The sequence below is a fragment of the Actinoplanes sp. NPDC049598 genome, from assembly GCF_040675435.1.
In the GTDB taxonomy this organism is placed as follows: domain Bacteria; phylum Actinomycetota; class Actinomycetes; order Mycobacteriales; family Micromonosporaceae; genus Actinoplanes.
The window spans coordinates 127,894-143,127 of record NZ_JBFAOX010000018.1; the positions used below are offsets into that span (position 1 = coordinate 127,894).

The window sequence follows — 15,234 nt, forward strand, 5'->3', positions numbered from 1 at the left end:
GACTCTAGCGGGCGGCTACGGGAAGGACGAGGGGGAAACGCGTGTCACTCGGCGAATGGCTCGATCATCACAGAGGCGGCCTTCAGCCACGCCGAGCGCGTCTCCTGCTGAAGGTCCGCATACTCGATCGAGGAGCCGACTTCCAGGGCCGGGTCGTACGGAACCACGGCCACCGCCCGCGTCCGGGTGGCGAAGTGCTTGACGAAATCGTTCAGCAGCGGCAGCGGACCCGGCGACGGGCAGGAGATCAACGTCACCGCGTTGGAGACCAGGTCGCCCATGCCGCTCTCGTCGAGCACGTCGAGCATCCAGTCCGCGGTGAAGGCCGCGTCCTCCCGGGGCACGGTGGTGATCACGAGCTGGTCGGCCTGGCGCATCACGGTCTGCCAGTTGACGCTTTCCACGTTGTTGCCGGTGTCCACGCAGATCACGTCGTGGGTGCGGCGCAGCAGATCCATCACCCGGCGCACGGTGCCCTGGTCGAGGCGGGCCGCGAAGCGCGGGTTCTCCTCGCCGGCCAGCACGTCGTACGACCCGTCGGAGGCGTGCCGCAGGTAGCCGTCGAGCTCCTGCAGCAGGGCGTCGCCGTGCAGGTTCTCGATCTGCAGCAGGTCGGCCAGCAGGTGTTTGATCGTCCGGGCGTGCCGGGCGCTGCCGGCCCGCAGCCCGAGCGTGCCCCGCAGCTCGTTGTCGTCCCAGGCGAGCACGCCGCGGCCGCGGACGCTGCCGATGGTCGCGGCCGCGAGCACGGTCGCGGTGGTCTTGTGGACGCCGCCCTTGGGGTTGGCGAAGGCGAGCACGCGCGGCTTGCCGAGCTTGCGCCGCATGACCGACACGGCGCGGGCCATCTCGTCGTCGGCCCGGGTCTGCCGCCACTCGATGCGCGCGGCGGCCGGTGAGGTCGGCGACGGCGCCACCCGCGGTGCCGGGGCGGGCGCGGGCGGCTGGAAAGACGCCGGCTGGGCCGGGGCGGGCGCGGGCGGCTGGAAAGACGCCGGCTGGGCCGGGGCGGGCGCGGGCGGCTGAAAAGACGCCGGCTGGGCCGGAGCCGGGGCCGGCGGCGCGAAAGAAGCCGGCTGGACAGGAGGCTGAAAAGACGCCGGCTGGACCGGTGGCGGCATGACCGGGGCCGCCGCCGAAGCCCGCACCTGCGGGTAGTCACGCGGCACGGCCTGCGGCGGCGGCGCCGATCGAGACGACGGCCCGAAGAAGCTGGTGGGCTCCGGCGACTGCGGGGGCGGCTGCGCCTGCAAGGGCGGCTGCGCCTGCGAGGGCGGCTGCGGGGACGAAGGCAAGAGCGGCGTCGGCGAAGCATGCGAAGGCGAGGGCGCCGGCTGCGACCGGGCCTGCCACCGCGGATCAAGCGGATTGATCGGCCGCTGCGGCATCGGCCGCTGTTGCTCGGCCGAGCCTGACGCCGGGCCGGGCGGCTGCGGCTCGGCCGGATGCTGGTCGTAACGCGACCCGTACGACGAGCCACGGGAGTCGAGCGGATTGGTCGGGCGCCGGGTCGGCAGCGGGGATCCGTACTGCTGGGGTTGCTGCGGTTGATCCTCACGATCGGTCTCGGCCTGCTCGTCGGCGCCGCGGGACCCGTGCCGGGCGCGGTCGAGCAGCGCCCGCCATCGCGGGGCTGGTTCCGCAGGCCGGCCCCAGCCGGTCTCGGTCCCCTCCACGGCTCAGTCCTCCCTGCCCAATCTCGGTGATGCCCACGCCCGGGCCGTTCGCCTTTGACAGGCTACGGAGCCGAACGCGATAGGGCCACTGCCCGTGCCACCGACTAGAGACCTAACGGCCGGGCGGGGCTCAGGGTGCTGCCACCGAGGCGCTGGTCGCATCGTGAGCAGCTGTCGCGTCTGACGCAGAGGGTACGGCAGGAAGATCCTCCGATGCCGAGACGGAAGGGTCGTTCAGGTGCCCGGAGACTTGCGATGAGGCAGATGTCACATCGACCCCGGGCGACGACACTATCGGCGCGGGCGGCTGCGAGGCAATGCCCGCTGTCTCTGTTGGCACACCGGGCACAGCGGGCGATTCGGGCAGCGGCGGCCGGAACTCGGTGCGGTCGAGGCTGCGGACCTCGGGCGCCGGGTCGACCGCCCGGACGCCGGCCCGGGCCGCCACCCCCTGCAACGCGGCCGGGGCGCCGCGGACCACGGCCGCGAAGACACACGCGCATCCGGACCGGTAGGCGGCCGCTTCCAGCGCCGCGGTCCGCGCCGCCGCCGCGTACGCCTCCCGGGCCCGGCCCTCGGCAGCCGGCAGCTTCGAGGCCAGCTGGTCGTACGCCGCCTTCTCGTTGTCCCGGACGATGGCCGCGTCGAGCATGCCGGTGAGCACGTCGGCCGGCAGCCGGTAGACCGGGATCCGGACGACCTGCGTGTGCTGACCGGGTGTCGGCACCCGGGCGTACACCTGGGCCACCGCCGCCCCTTGGAGCAGATCGGGCAGACGCCCCGGCGTGACGTACTCGGCCAGGCTCACCAGCGCCCACACGTCGCCGACGGCCGGCGCGGACGGCTCGGCCAGCGCGCCCAGCTCCGTACGGGACGAGTCGAGGTAGCCCGGCACCGTCTGCCCCTGCACGACCCCGACCCGTACGACGTCGTGGGGGTCCTGAGCCGGCGCGGCCTCGCGCCGGCTCACCCAGAGCGCCCCCAGCAGCACCCCCGCGGCCGTCACGGCCGCACAGGCCACCGCGAACCGGATCTCGGACGCCCCGAACAAGCGCACCCGCTGGGCGGGCCCCATGAGCTCAGACCGCGTCCTGAAGGACGTCGAGGGCGTACTTCAGGTCGTCGGGATAGTCGCTGACGAAACGCACCTCGTCCTGGGTGCGCGGGTGCAGGAAGGCCAGCTCACGGGCGTGCAGCCACTGCCGGTTGAGCTTGAGCCGGGCGGCCAGGGTCGGGTCGGCGCCGTACTGCGTGTCGCCGACGCACGGGTGCCGCAGCGCCGAGAAGTGCACCCGGATCTGATGGGTGCGCCCCGTCTCCAGCCGCACGTCGACCAGGCTGGCCGAGCGGAACGCCTCAAGCGTGTCGTAGTGGGTCACGCTGGGCTTGCCGCCGGACATGACGGCGAACTTGTAGTCGGCCGTCGGGTGCCGGTCGATCGGCGCGTCGATGGTGCCCCGCAGCGGGTCCAGGTGGCCCTGCACGACCGCGTGGTAGCGCTTCTCCACCTCGCGCTCCTTGAAGGCGCGCTTGAGGACGCTGTACGCCATCTCGCTCTTGGCCACCACCATCAGCCCGGTCGTGCCGACGTCGAGCCGGTGGACGATGCCCTGGCGCTCGGCGGCCCCGCTGGTGGCCACGTTCTGCCCCATCGCGGCCAGGCCGCTGACCACGGTCGGGCCGGTCCAGCCCGGGCTGGGGTGGGCGGCCACGCCGACCGGCTTGTCCACGACCACGATGTCGTCGTCGCTGTAGATGACCTTCAGCCCGTGCACCGGCTGGGCCGCCACCGGCGCCTGCTCGGCCACCGGCGACGGCAGGGTCACCTCGAGCCAGGCGCCGGCGCTGACCTTGTCCGATTTCGGCCGCGGGTAGCCGTCGACCAGCGCGTCGCCGGCCTCGACGAGGGTCGCCGCGGCCGTGCGGGACAGCCCGAACAGGCGGGAGACGGCCTGGTCGAGACGCATCCCGTCGAGCCCGTCGGGGACGGGCAGGGATCGTTGCGAGCTCACTTGTTCTCGGCCTTCTTCCGTACGAGCCGTCGCCCGTCCCGCTGACGGCCGGTGAGCTCGAGGAGCACGGCCAGCACGACACCGACGCTCAGGCACGCGTCGGCGATGTTGAACACGGCGAAGTACTCCGCGTACGGCCCGAAGGGGCTCAGCATGTCGACCACGTGACCGTGGAACGGCCCCGGCGCGCGGAACAGCCGGTCACCGAGGTTGCCCAGGGCGCCGCCGAGCACGAGCCCGAGCGCGATCGCCCACGGCACCGAGCGCAGCTTCGTCGCCATCCAGCCGATCCAGCCGATCACCACGATGGTGATCACCGGGAAGACCCACGTGTAGCCCTCGCCGAAGCTGAACGCGGCGCCGCTGTTGCGCAGCAGCGACAGGTAGATCAGGCCGCCGAGGATGCGGACGGGCTCGCCCTCGGTCAGGTTTTCGGTGGAGAGCCACTTGACCCACTGGTCCAGGGCCACGGCCACCACGGCGGTGGCGGCGAGCACCAGCACGGCCGTACGGCTGAACCCGGGTTGAGGCCCCGGCTCCGGCTCGTCCACCGTGGTCGCGCCCGTCGCCTCGTCGGCGTTCAGCGTCTTTCCTCCAGCTGCTTGCAGGACACACAGAGAGTCGCGGAGGGGAACGCCGCCAGTCGCTCGACCGGGATCGGGTTGCCGCACCGCTCGCACCAACCGTAGTTCCCCTCGCCGAGCCGGTCGATGGCGCGTTCCACCTGATTGATCCGCTCCAGCAGATTGTTGGCCAGAGTGATCTCCTGCTCACGCTCGAAGGTCTTGGTGCCGGCGTCGGCCTGGTCGTCGCCGGCCGAGTCCTCCATGCGGTCGCGGGCCAGCTCGGTGATCTCGCTGATCGACTGCTGATATTCGGCCTGCAGCTCGTCGCGCCGCTCGACCAGCGCGACCCGGATCTTCTCGGTCTCGGCGGCGCTCCGCGTCCGCTTGGCAGCGGCTGCCTTGGTCTCGGTTGCCTTGGCCATCGTCGCTCCCTCGGCCGCGCCCCGCGCGGCGATCAGCGTCCCTGAGGATCGGCGTCCTCTTGTCCCTTTTGTCGGCCAGGGCCGCTTTCACCCTGAAGCCCGGGTCGATCTTCCCCCACCGGCCCCGACGGCGCGCCCCGAACCTCCCAGCCGCGCACTCTCGGAGGACCGCAAGGATACGGAACGTATCCGTGCCCGACAACAGCACGCATCGGATCTTGCGCTTGCAACCATGCCAAAAACCTTGAAAACCGCGGCAGTACGCGTCGCGGCGCGCACAACCGCAAGATCGCCGCACCCGGCCTCCCGGGCCGGCCAGTCGGTGGTCACCCTCCCCGGCCCGCCGCCGGGCTGTCCTGCCACTCGACCTCAAGGCCATCCCTAGCGCCTGCCCCTCCCCGGCCAGGGCCTCGCCGCGCTCGCCCTCCCCGTCAGCGCCTCCCCCACGCTCGCCCTCCCCGTGTCAGTGCCTTTCCCCGCGCCTACCCTCCCTTCTCAGCGCCTTCCTCGTGCCCGTCTTCCCCGAACCAGCGGGCCAGCCGTCCCCGGCGGCTTACCGCCCGCAGGCGGCGCTCGGCGACGTCCCGGGCGGCCGCGGTGGCCACGATCAGCAGCGCGTCCCCCGTCCGCAACCGCGTGTCCGGCCCGGGCACGAAGCCGTCGCCCTCCCGGACCACCAGGCTCACCGACGCCCCCTTGGGCAGCCGCAGCTCGTCGATGTGCACCCCGGCCAGCCGCGACCCCGGATGCACGTCCATGTGCAGCAGATCAGCGTTCAACCGCTCCAGCGGCGCGGCCTCCACATGCACCTCCGCCGCTTCCGCCGGCGCCGTCACCTTCAGCAGCCGGGCCGCCGGTCCCAGGGTCGTCGCCTGCAGCAGCGTAAAGATGATCACCAGCACGAAGACCGCGTCGAACAGCCGCTCGGCCCCCGGCGTCCCGGCCGACAGCGGAATGGTGGCCAGCACGATCGGCACCGCCCCGCGCAGCCCCGCCCAGGACAGGAAGGCCGTCCCCCGCCAGCCCACCCGGTTCCCCGGCCGCCGCGGCCCCCGCACCGGCCGGGCCAGCACCGCCGACACCACCACCGACAGCGGCCGCGCCAACAGCACCAGCGCCACCCCGACCACCAGCGCCGGCACCAGCGCACTGCCCAGATGCGACGGCGAGGACAGCAGGCCGAGCAGCACGAACAGCCCGATCTGGGCCACCCAGGCCAGCCCGTCGGCGAACCCGAGGATCGCCCGCCGGTGCGGGATCCGCCCGTTCCCGAGCACGACCCCGGCCACGTACACGGCGAGGAACCCCGACGAATGCGCCACCGCCCCCGCCGCGTACGCCAGGACCGTCAGCCCGACCGCCGCGATCGGGTAGAGCCCGGCCGACGGCAACGCCGCGTGCCGCAGCAGCCAGCGCCCACCGGCACCGACCGCGAACCCGATCGCCGCTCCGGCCGCCAGCTCGTAGGTCACGATCATCAGCTCGTACCACCACGGGTGCGCCCCCACCTCGGTCGCGCTGAGCAGCACGACCAGCAGCACGACGGGCGCGTCGTTCATCCCCGACTCGGCCTCGAGCGTCGCCACCAGCCGCGGCGGCAACCGCAGCCGCCGCAGCGTCGCGAACACCGCCGCCGCGTCCGTCGACGACAGCACCGCCCCGTAGAGCAGCGCCAACTGCCAGGGCAGATCCAAAATCACGTGGACGGCCAGCCCGACCACCGCGATGCTCACGGCCACCCCGACCGTGGCCAGCGACGCGCTCAGCCCCAGCACCGGCCGCAACGTGCTCCACCGCGCCGTGAGCCCACCCTCGGCAATGATCACGATGAGCGCACAGAACCCGAGCGTCCGCGTCAGCTCGGCATCGTCGAACCGGATCCCGAACCCGGCCTCCCCGATCACCATCCCCAGAGCGAGATAGACCAGCAGACTCGGCAGCCCAAGGCGCGTCGACAGCCGAACCGCGCCCACCGCCACAAGCAACACAGCAGCCCCGATGAGCAGCGAAGTATCAAGATTCCCGCTCATGCCGGCGGACCGTCGCGCAGGGCAGCCACCCGCGCGGCAACCTCAACCCCGCCCACCGCAACCGTGAAGACCTTGTCCCGGCTGGTAGCCCCCACTTTCAGCGCAACCGCCGCCGCCCGCACCCCCAGCGCCCCCGCCAGCGCCCGCCGCGCCGCCTCAGTCGCCTTCCCATCGACAGCCGCCGCCCCCACGGCAACCACCAGAGCCGCCCCGTGCGGCCCGTCATAACACCCACCGACCTTGGTCCGCCCCGCCCCCGGCTTGACGCGCACCGCCACCGAAACCGCACTCGACTCTTCCGCAGGCACGCCACCCTTGACCATGCCCCATTGTCCCGATCGCCCACCCCCAGCACGAGCCCGCCCACCACGCGCCCCCGCCCACCCGAACCACACCCCGCAAGCGCCGAGCACGGCTCCAGAGAAGCGCCGATCGGCGCGTTCGAGAGCAAGGGTCAGCGCGTCCAGAGGCGCAGGTCGACGGGCGCGGGTGGCGGGGGCGCGGTCGGCGGCGCGGACCAGCGAGACACGGGTAGCGGGAGGCGGTCGACGGCGCAGGCTGGCGGGGCCTGGGCTGGCGGGGCAGGGGTGGCGGGGCACGGCCGGCGGGCCGCGGGTGGGCGGGGCCGCGGATGGCGGCGCGGCCCGGCGCGGCACGGTCGGCGGGCCGCGCATGGCGAGCCACGCATGGCGAGGCCGCGGATGGCGGCGCGTGTCGGCGCGGCACAGCGGCGGGCCGCGGGTGGCGGGGCGCGATCGGCGGCGCGGGTAAGCGGACGCGGGAAGCGCGAGGGGCGGGCACGGAAAGCGCGAGCGGCGCGCGGGGCGGCGGGCGCGGCGCGCGAGCCGGCGAGCGTCAGCGGCGGGTGGCGCTGGCCACCAGGCGGTCGACCGGGCGGCACAGGCCGCACGGGCTGAAGCCCAGTTCGACCGCCTCGGCGACCGGGATCGGCTCGGTCAGGCGGCCGACCAGGTGCGGGCAGTCGGGCAGGTGGTAGCGGGGGCGCCCGTCCACGACCAGCACCTCGGCGTCGAGGCGGGCCACCCGGACGGCGTCGGCGGGGCGCACCGACTGGGGTAGCGGCTCGTCGTCCGGGTCGTCGACGTCCGGCTCGGCGAACTCGTCCTCGGCGGCCGGGGCGGCGGCCGACTCGCGCCGCCAGGCGTCCTGGCCGGGGTTCTCGCTGCGGGCCCCGTTGATCGCCGTGGAAGCCCGGTCGTAGTCGGGGTCCCCGTCGCGGCCGAGATCGTCACGCGAGGCGTCGCGAGCCGGGCCGCCGCGCGAGGCGTCGCGGGCCAGGTCGTCACGCGAGGCGTCGTAGGCGTCGCGGGCCAGGTCGTCGTAGGCAGGGTCGTCGCGGGCGGGGTCAACATCGGGCGCCGGCTCGGCGTCGCGGGCGAGGTTGTCGCGGGCGAGGTTGTCGCGGGCGAGGTTGTCGCGGGCGAGGTTGTCGCGGGCGAGGTCGGCGTCGCGGGACAAGTCGGCCGCCATCGCGGCCTCGGCGTCTCGGTAACCCGCCGCATGAGCCTCATCGGCGGACAAATCGCCCGCCGGGGCTGCGGCCCGGTCGTCGACCGCGTCGAACTGGACTGTGTCCCGGGAGGCCGATTCGCCTGCGAAAGCGGCGCCGGGCGGAGGAAGATCGTCGGAGGCGCGACGGCGCCGGGCCGGGCTCTCGGCGGCCGCCGCGGCGAACTCGGGTTCCGCCACGAAGGCCTCGTCGGGATAGTCACCGGAGGGGTAATCGGCGGCGCGGTAGTCGTCGTCCGGAGAGGCCGGGGTGGAACGCGCGGCCGCGCGCCGGGCGGAGGCCGCCTGGCGGGCGCCGACCACGAGGAAGACCGCGGCCAGCAGGCTGGCCACGATGGAGCTGATGAGCAGGCTGCTCGACCCGCCGGTGAGGCCCAGGACGAGCAGCGCCACCGCGACGAGGATGAGCAGAAGACTAGCAACGATCATGGCTCATCCTCGTCGTAGCGAACCGGCGGGAATCGGAGAGCGGGTGCCTCAGCGCCCGGACTCGATGGAGTTGGCCCGGCTGCCGCCGTAGGACCCGGCGAGGCCGGCCGCGGCCAGGCCGCCGCTGCCACCGACGGCGCGACCGGAGTCGGCCCGCGACATCTCGGCCTCGAGGCCCTGGCCCCGGCCGTCGAGGTCGCGCAGCTGGCTCTCGAGGTAGGCCTTCAGGCGCGTGCGGTACTCGCGCTCGAACTGCTTCAGCTCCTCGATGTGCTTCTGCAGCGCCGTGCGCTTCGCGTCGAGACCGCCCATGGCCTCCTGGTGACGCTGGCGAGCGTCGCGCTCGAGGGCGTCGGCCTTGGCGCGGGCCTCACGGGTGACCTCTTCCGCCTTGGAACGGGCGTCGGAGAGAAGCTTGTCGGCCTCGCGGCGGGCGTCGGCGACGTGGTCGTCGGCGGTGCGCTGGGCCATCATGAGCACCCGCAGGGCCTGCTGCTCGCCGTCGGCGCCGCCGCTGGGGGCGCCACCGCCGACCGGGCCCGCGGCGCGGACCTGCTCGAGCTCGGCCTGCATCTGCCGGGCGGCCTGCTCGGCCTGGGCCTTGTCACGCTGCACCCGGTCGAGCTGGGCCTTGACGTCGTTGAGCTCCGCGGCGAGGCGCGGGTCGGCGCTCGGACCGGCTGGCGCGCCACCCCGACCGCCGCGCTCCACCTGGGCGCGCAGCTCGTTGTTCTCCTCGATCAGACGGGCGAGCTCGCGCTCGACCTCGTCCAGGAAGGCGTCGACCTCCTCCTCGTCGTACCCCCGCTTGCCGATCGGGGGCTTCTTGAAGGCGACGTTGTGCACGTCGGCCGGGGTCAGCGGCATCGAAACTCCTCGGGTCAGTTGCGGCCGCGGTGGGGCTGCTGTCTAGCTGAAGTTCAGTATCAGTCTCTGCAACACGAACCTCATGAGCACGAACAGGATAACCAGCAGCACGATGGAAGCCAGGTCCAAGCTCACGTTACCAATGCGCAGCGGTGGGATCACACGCCTCAACGCCTTGAGGGGCGGATCAGTGACGCTCCACACCGTTTCCAGTGCCGCCGACGCACCCCGACTGGGTTGCCACCGGCGCCCGTACTGAAGTACCGCACCCAGCACGAACCTGGCAAGCAGGACGAGAAAGAAGATATATACCAGCAAATACAATATTTGGAACACGACCGAGAGCACGGTGCTCGAGTCCTCCCCCATTCGGGTTAAGCCGGGCGCCGAGGCTGATTAGCCCTGGCTGAAGAAGCCGCCTTCAGCGATCTTGGCCTTGTCCTCCGCGGTGACCTGGACGTTCGCCGGCGAAAGCAGGAACACCCGGTTGGTCACGCGCTCGATCGTACCGCGAAGACCGAAGGCCAGACCGGCCGCGAAGTCGACCAGTCGGCGGGCGTCACCCTCATCCATCTCGGTGAGATTGATAATCACCGGGACACCGTCCCGGAAGTGCTCTCCGATGGTGCGGGCCTCACGGTACGTAGTCGGGTGCAGCGTCGTGATCTGGTAGCGCTGCTCCTCCTCGGCCGGGCGCGGCGCCGGCTGCGGCGGGTGCACCGTCTGCGGCGCGAGGGCGAGGTTCTCCCGAGTGGAGTAGCTCAGCGCGGAATTGCCGTCACTCGCACCCGATCGGGTGATGGAGCGGACGCTGGCGCGCTCGGAGCGCTCGACCGGCTCGTCGTCGACGTCGGTGTGGGAGAGGCGGCTCGACGACAGCCGGCCGGCGCGCTCGGTCCGGGCCCGGGGCACCGCGCGCTCCTCCTCGAACTCCTCGTCGTCCTCGTCGATGTCGTTCTCGTACCGGCTGCCGGAGTAGCGGCGGTCCCGCTGGTGGTAGGAGTCCTCGCGGTACCCGTAGTCGCGGTCTTCGTCCTCCTCGACGAGGCCCAGCCAGACGCCCGCCTTACGAATGGCGCTCATGCCCTCACCCCATCCCGCATCCGAGCGTGAGCTCGCTCGGCGCCGACCCGACCAGCCATGTGCCCCCACCTTCGTCCGCTGCGCGGATCGCACCCCCTGCGAACCGCTGTCCCCCCTCGCACCCCAGCCTCTGGTCCGAAGGGGACCGCACGCTGCGGCGACGCTGCGTCGTCGGACGCGCCGGCCACCTTCGCGAGTGGCGCCGCGTTAAACAACACCTATGTAGTTTGCTGCCCGCCGCAAGGCTACCGCAGCGGGTTTCGCATTCCGAGCAAAGAACTGCCGATCCGGACGTGTGTCGCACCGTGCCGGACGGCCGCCTCAAGATCGCCGCTCATACCCGCGGAGATCATCTTTGAATCCGGGTGTGACGCGATCAGACGGTCCGAGATCGACTTGAGCTGCTCGAACGCGCGATCGGGATCCCAGCCCACGGGCGCCACGGCCATCACCCCACCGAGCCGCAACGACGGCGACGCCGCGATGGAGTCGGAAACCCGCCAGATGTCGTCGCCCGCCGCGCCCCCACGCGCCGGGTCACCGTCGATGCTCACCTGGACCAGCGCCTCAAGTGGATCATCACGGAGAGCGGAAGCCGCCTTGGCCAGCGAGGAAGCCAGCCGTACGGAGTCGACCGACTCCACCACGTCCGCGTAGGACGCCACCGACCGCGCCTTGTTGCGCTGCAGCTGCCCGATGAAGTGCCAGCGGAGCACGGCACCGGCCTCGAGAACGGAAGCAGCCTTCGGAGCCGCCTCCTGGTCGCGGTTCTCCCCGACGTCGGTGACGCCGAGCCCGGCGAGCAACACGACGTCGCTCGCCGGGTACGTCTTGGTCACCGCGACCAGATGCACGTCGTCCACCGGTCGCCCGGCGGCCGTGCAGGCCCGGGCGATCCGCCCGCGCACCTCGGTGAGGGCCGCGGAGAGCTCGGCCCTTCGGTCGGTCACCGCCGTCAGGAGCCGTTCTTCAGGAAGTCCGGCACGTCGACGTCGTCGAACAGCACCCGGCGCGGCGTCGGCGTCGTGGTGGCCGGCGGCGGTGTGGTGACCGCGGGCGCGGGCGGCGGGTTGGTGACCGCCGGGGCGGCCGGCTGCTGGATCACCTTGCGGGCCGGCTCGGACGGCTTGTACGAGGGCGTGCCCCCGTCGAAACCGGCCGCGATGACCGTGACCCGGACCTCGTCGCCGAGCGCGTCGTCGATGACCGCGCCGAAGATGATGTTCGCGTCCGGGTGGGCCGCGTCGGTGACCAGCTGGGCGGCGTCGTTGATCTCGAACAGGCCCAGGTCGGAACCGCCGGCGATGGAGAGCAGCACGCCGCGGGCGCCGTCCATGCTCTGCTCCAGCAGCGGGCTGGAGATCGCCCGCTCGGCCGCCTCGACCGCGCGGTTGTCGCCGCGGGCGCTGCCGATGCCCATGAGGGCGCTGCCGGCGTTGCTCATGACGCTCTTGACGTCGGCGAAGTCCAGGTTGATCAGACCGGGCGTGGTGATCAGGTCGGTGATGCCCTGCACGCCGGAGAGCAGCACCTGGTCGGCCTGGCGGAACGCGTCCATCATGCTGATGCCGCGGTCGCCGAGGGCGAGCAGCCGGTCGTTCGGGATCACGATGAGCGTGTCGCACTGGTTGCGCAGCTCGTCGATGCCGGCCTCGGCCTGCACCTGACGGCGCTTGCCCTCGAACGAGAACGGCCGGGTGACCACGCCGATGGTGAGCGCGCCGAGCTTGCGGGCGATGTTGGCCACCACGGGCGCGCCACCGGTGCCGGTGCCGCCGCCCTCGCCGCAGGTGACGAAGACCATGTCGGCGCCCTTGAGCACCTCTTCGATCTCGTCGCGGTGGTCCTCGGCGGCGTTCTTGCCGACCTCGGGCTGCGCGCCGGCGCCGAGGCCGCGCGTGAGCTCGCGGCCGACGTCGAGCTTGACGTCGGCGTCGCTCATCAGCAGCGCCTGCGCATCGGTGTTGATCGCGATGAACTCGACGCCCTTGAGCCCGACCTCGATCATGCGGTTCACGGCGTTCACGCCGCCGCCACCGATCCCGACGACCTTGATGACCGCCAGGTAGTTGTGGGGAGGTGTCATGGGCTCAGCCTTCCCTTCCAGGGTTAGTGGATGCCGTGGGCCCCTGCGCGGTCCGGCCAGACCGCGCGAAGACATCCGCTGCCGTACAAGGGAGGGCGAGGAAACCCTCACCCTCTACTAGAGGCTTAGGGTTATGTCAACCACTGAGCCTCTGGTGGCAACGTATGCGGCTTTCCGATGTCAACCAAAGACCCGGCGCGGCGTGTCGGCGTCCGCTTACGTGGCGAACATCCGACTGACCCGTAACCTCGACCGGAATGTGTCGTTTGTCCGCTTACCGCTAATATTAGCGGATCGTCACGACTGATGGCGCGCTGACGTCGATCTCCTTGCCCGCCCGCTTGAGCAGGGCCGTGGCCACCTGGCTCTTGGTGTCGCTCTGGGTGTCGTCGCCCCAGACCACCGTGCGGCTCTTCTTCAGCTCCAGCTTGATCTGGGCCGGGGCCGCCACCGACACGGCGACCAGCTGCTCGCGCAGCTCCTCGCTCAGCGCGGAGAGCACGGTCAGGGCCGACTGCGTGTTCACGTCGTTCGGGCCGGGCGAGGTCGTGCGGACCAGCGGCAGCCCGGCCGGCGGCTCCTGCACGGTGCGGTAGGGCACGCCGGCCCGGTCGATCAGCGAGAACTGGCCGGAGGCGGGCACGGCGGCCAGCGGCGTGCGCTCGACGACCTCCACGACCAGGGTGGAGGGCCAGCTGCGCCGGACCACGACCCGGTCGACCGCGGCCAGGGTACGGACCTTGGCCCGGACCGTGTCGAGGTCGACCCGGGCCAACGGCTCGCTCTGCGGCACGTCGGCCGCCTGCTCGATCTGCAGCGGGGTCAGGAACTCGGCGCCGACCACCTTCACGTCACGGACGCCGAGCACGGAGGTGCCGTAGACGACCCACGAGACGATGCCGGCCAGGGCGAGCACCCCGGCCGCGATCGCCCACGGCAGGACGGCGCGCAGCTTGCGCTTGCGGGCGCGGGCCATGAAACGGCGCGCCGAGGCGGGCACCGCGTCGGTGTCCGCCCGCACGAGCCGCCAGTTACGCCCGCCCCCGCTCACCGGCGGTCTACCGCTCTTCCAGCGCGTTGCCGTGGGGCTGGGCCGGGGCCGGCTGCAGGTCGGCCTCGGCCAGCGCGGCCAGCAGCTCGTCGCCCATCAGCGAGATCGGCGGCGCGCCCATGGTCACCACCACGTCACCCGGGCGGCTGCGCCGGACCACCTCGGCCGGCACGTCCTCCCAGTCCGGGACGAAGACCTTGGCCTCGGCCGGCAGGTCGACGGCCGCGGTCAGCGACACGCCGCCCTCGCCGGGCCCGCGCACCTCGCCCGGGCCGAAGACCTCCATGACGATCGCCTGGTCGGCCAGGCTGAGCCCCTCGGCCAGCTCGGCCTCGAGGTCGCGGGTGCGGTAGACCCGGTACGGCTGGAAGACCACCAGCAGGCGGCCGTCGCCGGCCACCTCACGCAGGGTCCGCAGCGCGGCCTTGACCGAGGTCGGGTGGTACGCGTACTCGTCGTAGACCCGGACGCCGGCCGCGATGCCCTTGCGCTCGAAGCGCCGGCGCACGCCCGGGAAGGAGGCCAGCGCCTCGACGGTCTTGTCGAGCGGCAGACCCAGGCGCAGCGCCGTCAGCACGGCGGCCGCGCTGTTGAGGCCCATGTGCTTGCCGGGCAGGGCCAGCCGGATCTCGCCCAGCGGCTTGCCGTCCAGCTCGGCCTGGTAGCGCACGCCGCTGACGGTGGAGACGACGTCGCTGATCCGTAGATCGGCCGACTCCGACTCGCCGTACGTGTAGACGGTCTTGCCCTTGGCCCGCAGGGCCGCGATGAGCTCCTGCGTGCCCTCGTCGTCGGCGCAGGTCACGACGAAGCCGTCGGGCGCGGCGAGCTCGGCGAACTGCAGGAAGCCGGCCTTGAGCCCGTCGAGGTCGCCCCAGTTGTTGAGGTGGTCGCCCTCGATGTTGGTGATGATCGCGACGTGCGGGCGGTAGATGAGGAACGACTTGTCGCTCTCGTCGGCCTCGGCCACGAAGTGCGGCCCGGTCCCGTGGTGGCCGTTCGAACCGGCCTCGGAGATCTCGCCGCCGATCACGAACGACGGGTCCTGCCCGGCGTGCTGCAGGATCACGGTCATGATCGAGGTGGTCGTGGTCTTGCCGTGCGTGCCGGCCACGGCGATGGTCTGCCGGTTGGTCATCGCGGCCGCCAGCGCCTCGGAGCGGTGCAGCACGCGCAGCCCGCGGCGGCGCGCCTCGGCCAGCTCCAGGTGGTCGGCCGGGATGGCGGTGGAGTAGACGACCGTGTCCACGCCGTCGAGGTTCGACTCGACGTGGGACATGTGCACCGTGCCGCCCAGCGCGCGCAGGCCGGCCAGCGCCGGCCACTCGCGCAGCTCGCTGCCCGAGACGGGCACGCCCCGGGTGAGCAGCAACCGGGCCAGGCCCGCCATGCCGACGCCGCCGATCCCGATGAGGTGCACGCTGCCGAGGTCCTCGGCGGTCACCTCGCCGGCCGGCCTCAGCTCCGCCGTGTTCACAGTCG

Annotated in this window: 15 protein-coding genes; 1 reads left to right on the forward strand and 14 read right to left on the reverse strand. The window is 72.4% G+C overall.

Annotated elements, in window-relative coordinates:
* Positions 1-44: 44 nt before the first annotated feature.
* The 7 genes from AB0J66_RS34000 to AB0J66_RS34030 form a co-directional block, all read right to left on the reverse strand.
* Positions 45-1,676: an AAA family ATPase gene (locus tag AB0J66_RS34000; protein ID WP_364669570.1), complete on the reverse strand. Its 1,632-nt coding sequence runs from the start codon at positions 1,674-1,676 to the stop codon at positions 45-47.
* A gap of 130 nt (positions 1,677-1,806) precedes the next feature.
* Positions 1,807-2,751, reverse strand: a complete 945-nt coding sequence (locus AB0J66_RS34005) for a hypothetical protein (RefSeq protein ID WP_364669572.1) — start codon at positions 2,749-2,751, stop codon at positions 1,807-1,809.
* A gap of 4 nt (positions 2,752-2,755) precedes the next feature.
* The gene (locus AB0J66_RS34010; protein ID WP_364669719.1) at positions 2,756-3,643 is read right to left on the reverse strand and encodes an RluA family pseudouridine synthase; all 888 of its coding nucleotides are present in this window, start codon (positions 3,641-3,643) and stop codon (positions 2,756-2,758) included.
* A gap of 41 nt (positions 3,644-3,684) precedes the next feature.
* Positions 3,685-4,239, reverse strand: coding sequence for a signal peptidase II (lspA, locus tag AB0J66_RS34015; RefSeq protein ID WP_364669574.1), 555 nt, complete (start codon positions 4,237-4,239; stop codon positions 3,685-3,687).
* 29 nt (positions 4,240-4,268) lie between these two features.
* Entirely contained in the window at positions 4,269-4,676 is a 408-nt protein-coding gene (locus AB0J66_RS34020; protein ID WP_364669577.1) for a TraR/DksA C4-type zinc finger protein, read from the reverse strand.
* A 482-nt stretch (positions 4,677-5,158) separates the two neighbouring features.
* Positions 5,159-6,706: a potassium/proton antiporter gene (locus AB0J66_RS34025; protein ID WP_364669579.1), complete on the reverse strand. Its 1,548-nt coding sequence runs from the start codon at positions 6,704-6,706 to the stop codon at positions 5,159-5,161.
* Positions 6,703-7,029: a DUF167 family protein gene (locus tag AB0J66_RS34030; RefSeq protein ID WP_364669582.1), complete on the reverse strand. Its 327-nt coding sequence runs from the start codon at positions 7,027-7,029 to the stop codon at positions 6,703-6,705. The genes AB0J66_RS34025 and AB0J66_RS34030 overlap by 4 nt, the downstream gene beginning before the upstream one ends.
* Positions 7,030-8,123: 1,094 nt before the next feature.
* Here AB0J66_RS34030 and AB0J66_RS34035 point away from each other — a divergent pair.
* On the forward strand, positions 8,124-8,219 hold the full coding sequence (locus AB0J66_RS34035; protein WP_364669721.1) for a hypothetical protein: 96 nt from the start codon (positions 8,124-8,126) through the stop codon (positions 8,217-8,219).
* Positions 8,220-8,713: 494 nt separating this feature from the next.
* On the opposite strand, the gene AB0J66_RS34040 is transcribed toward AB0J66_RS34035, so the two are convergent.
* The 7 genes from AB0J66_RS34040 to murC form a co-directional block, all read right to left on the reverse strand.
* A complete protein-coding gene (locus AB0J66_RS34040; protein ID WP_364669585.1) occupies positions 8,714-9,532 on the reverse strand; it encodes a DivIVA domain-containing protein in 819 nt (272 codons plus the stop codon).
* 42 nt (positions 9,533-9,574) lie between these two features.
* Complete coding sequence (locus AB0J66_RS34045) at positions 9,575-9,880, reverse strand: YggT family protein (RefSeq protein ID WP_097322621.1); 306 nt, start codon at positions 9,878-9,880, stop codon at positions 9,575-9,577.
* 48 nt (positions 9,881-9,928) lie between these two features.
* Positions 9,929-10,615 (reverse strand): cell division protein SepF, encoded by a 687-nt coding sequence (locus tag AB0J66_RS34050; RefSeq protein ID WP_364669587.1) that lies wholly within the window; start codon positions 10,613-10,615, stop codon positions 9,929-9,931.
* A 245-nt stretch (positions 10,616-10,860) separates the two neighbouring features.
* Positions 10,861-11,574: a YggS family pyridoxal phosphate-dependent enzyme gene (locus AB0J66_RS34055; protein ID WP_364669724.1), complete on the reverse strand. Its 714-nt coding sequence runs from the start codon at positions 11,572-11,574 to the stop codon at positions 10,861-10,863.
* Positions 11,571-12,701, reverse strand: a complete 1,131-nt coding sequence (ftsZ, locus tag AB0J66_RS34060; protein ID WP_364669590.1) for a cell division protein FtsZ — start codon at positions 12,699-12,701, stop codon at positions 11,571-11,573. The genes AB0J66_RS34055 and ftsZ overlap by 4 nt, the downstream gene beginning before the upstream one ends.
* Before the next feature lie 286 nt (positions 12,702-12,987).
* Positions 12,988-13,677: an FtsQ-type POTRA domain-containing protein gene (locus AB0J66_RS34065; protein ID WP_364669727.1), complete on the reverse strand. Its 690-nt coding sequence runs from the start codon at positions 13,675-13,677 to the stop codon at positions 12,988-12,990.
* A gap of 82 nt (positions 13,678-13,759) precedes the next feature.
* Positions 13,760-15,229 (reverse strand): UDP-N-acetylmuramate--L-alanine ligase, encoded by a 1,470-nt coding sequence (murC, locus tag AB0J66_RS34070; protein WP_364669593.1) that lies wholly within the window; start codon positions 15,227-15,229, stop codon positions 13,760-13,762.
* Positions 15,230-15,234: the final 5 nt, after the last annotated feature.

Excerpts from the sequence above, each read along its gene's own strand:
- AB0J66_RS34005 (WP_364669572.1), bottom strand. The coding sequence starts at position 2,751 with ATGGGGCCCGCCCAGCGGGTGCGCTTGTTCGGGGCGTCCGAGATCCGG.
- AB0J66_RS34010 (WP_364669719.1), bottom strand. The coding sequence starts at position 3,643 with ATGCGTCTCGACCAGGCCGTCTCCCGCCTGTTCGGGCTGTCCCGCACG.
- AB0J66_RS34020 (WP_364669577.1), bottom strand. The coding sequence starts at position 4,676 with ATGGCCAAGGCAACCGAGACCAAGGCAGCCGCTGCCAAGCGGACGCGG.
- AB0J66_RS34025 (WP_364669579.1), bottom strand. The coding sequence starts at position 6,706 with ATGAGCGGGAATCTTGATACTTCGCTGCTCATCGGGGCTGCTGTGTTG.
- AB0J66_RS34030 (WP_364669582.1), bottom strand. The coding sequence starts at position 7,029 with ATGGTCAAGGGTGGCGTGCCTGCGGAAGAGTCGAGTGCGGTTTCGGTG.
- AB0J66_RS34040 (WP_364669585.1), bottom strand. The coding sequence starts at position 9,532 with ATGCCGCTGACCCCGGCCGACGTGCACAACGTCGCCTTCAAGAAGCCC.
- AB0J66_RS34050 (WP_364669587.1), bottom strand. The coding sequence starts at position 10,615 with ATGAGCGCCATTCGTAAGGCGGGCGTCTGGCTGGGCCTCGTCGAGGAG.
- ftsZ (WP_364669590.1), bottom strand. The coding sequence starts at position 12,701 with ATGACACCTCCCCACAACTACCTGGCGGTCATCAAGGTCGTCGGGATC.
- AB0J66_RS34065 (WP_364669727.1), bottom strand. The coding sequence starts at position 13,677 with ATGGCCCGCGCCCGCAAGCGCAAGCTGCGCGCCGTCCTGCCGTGGGCG.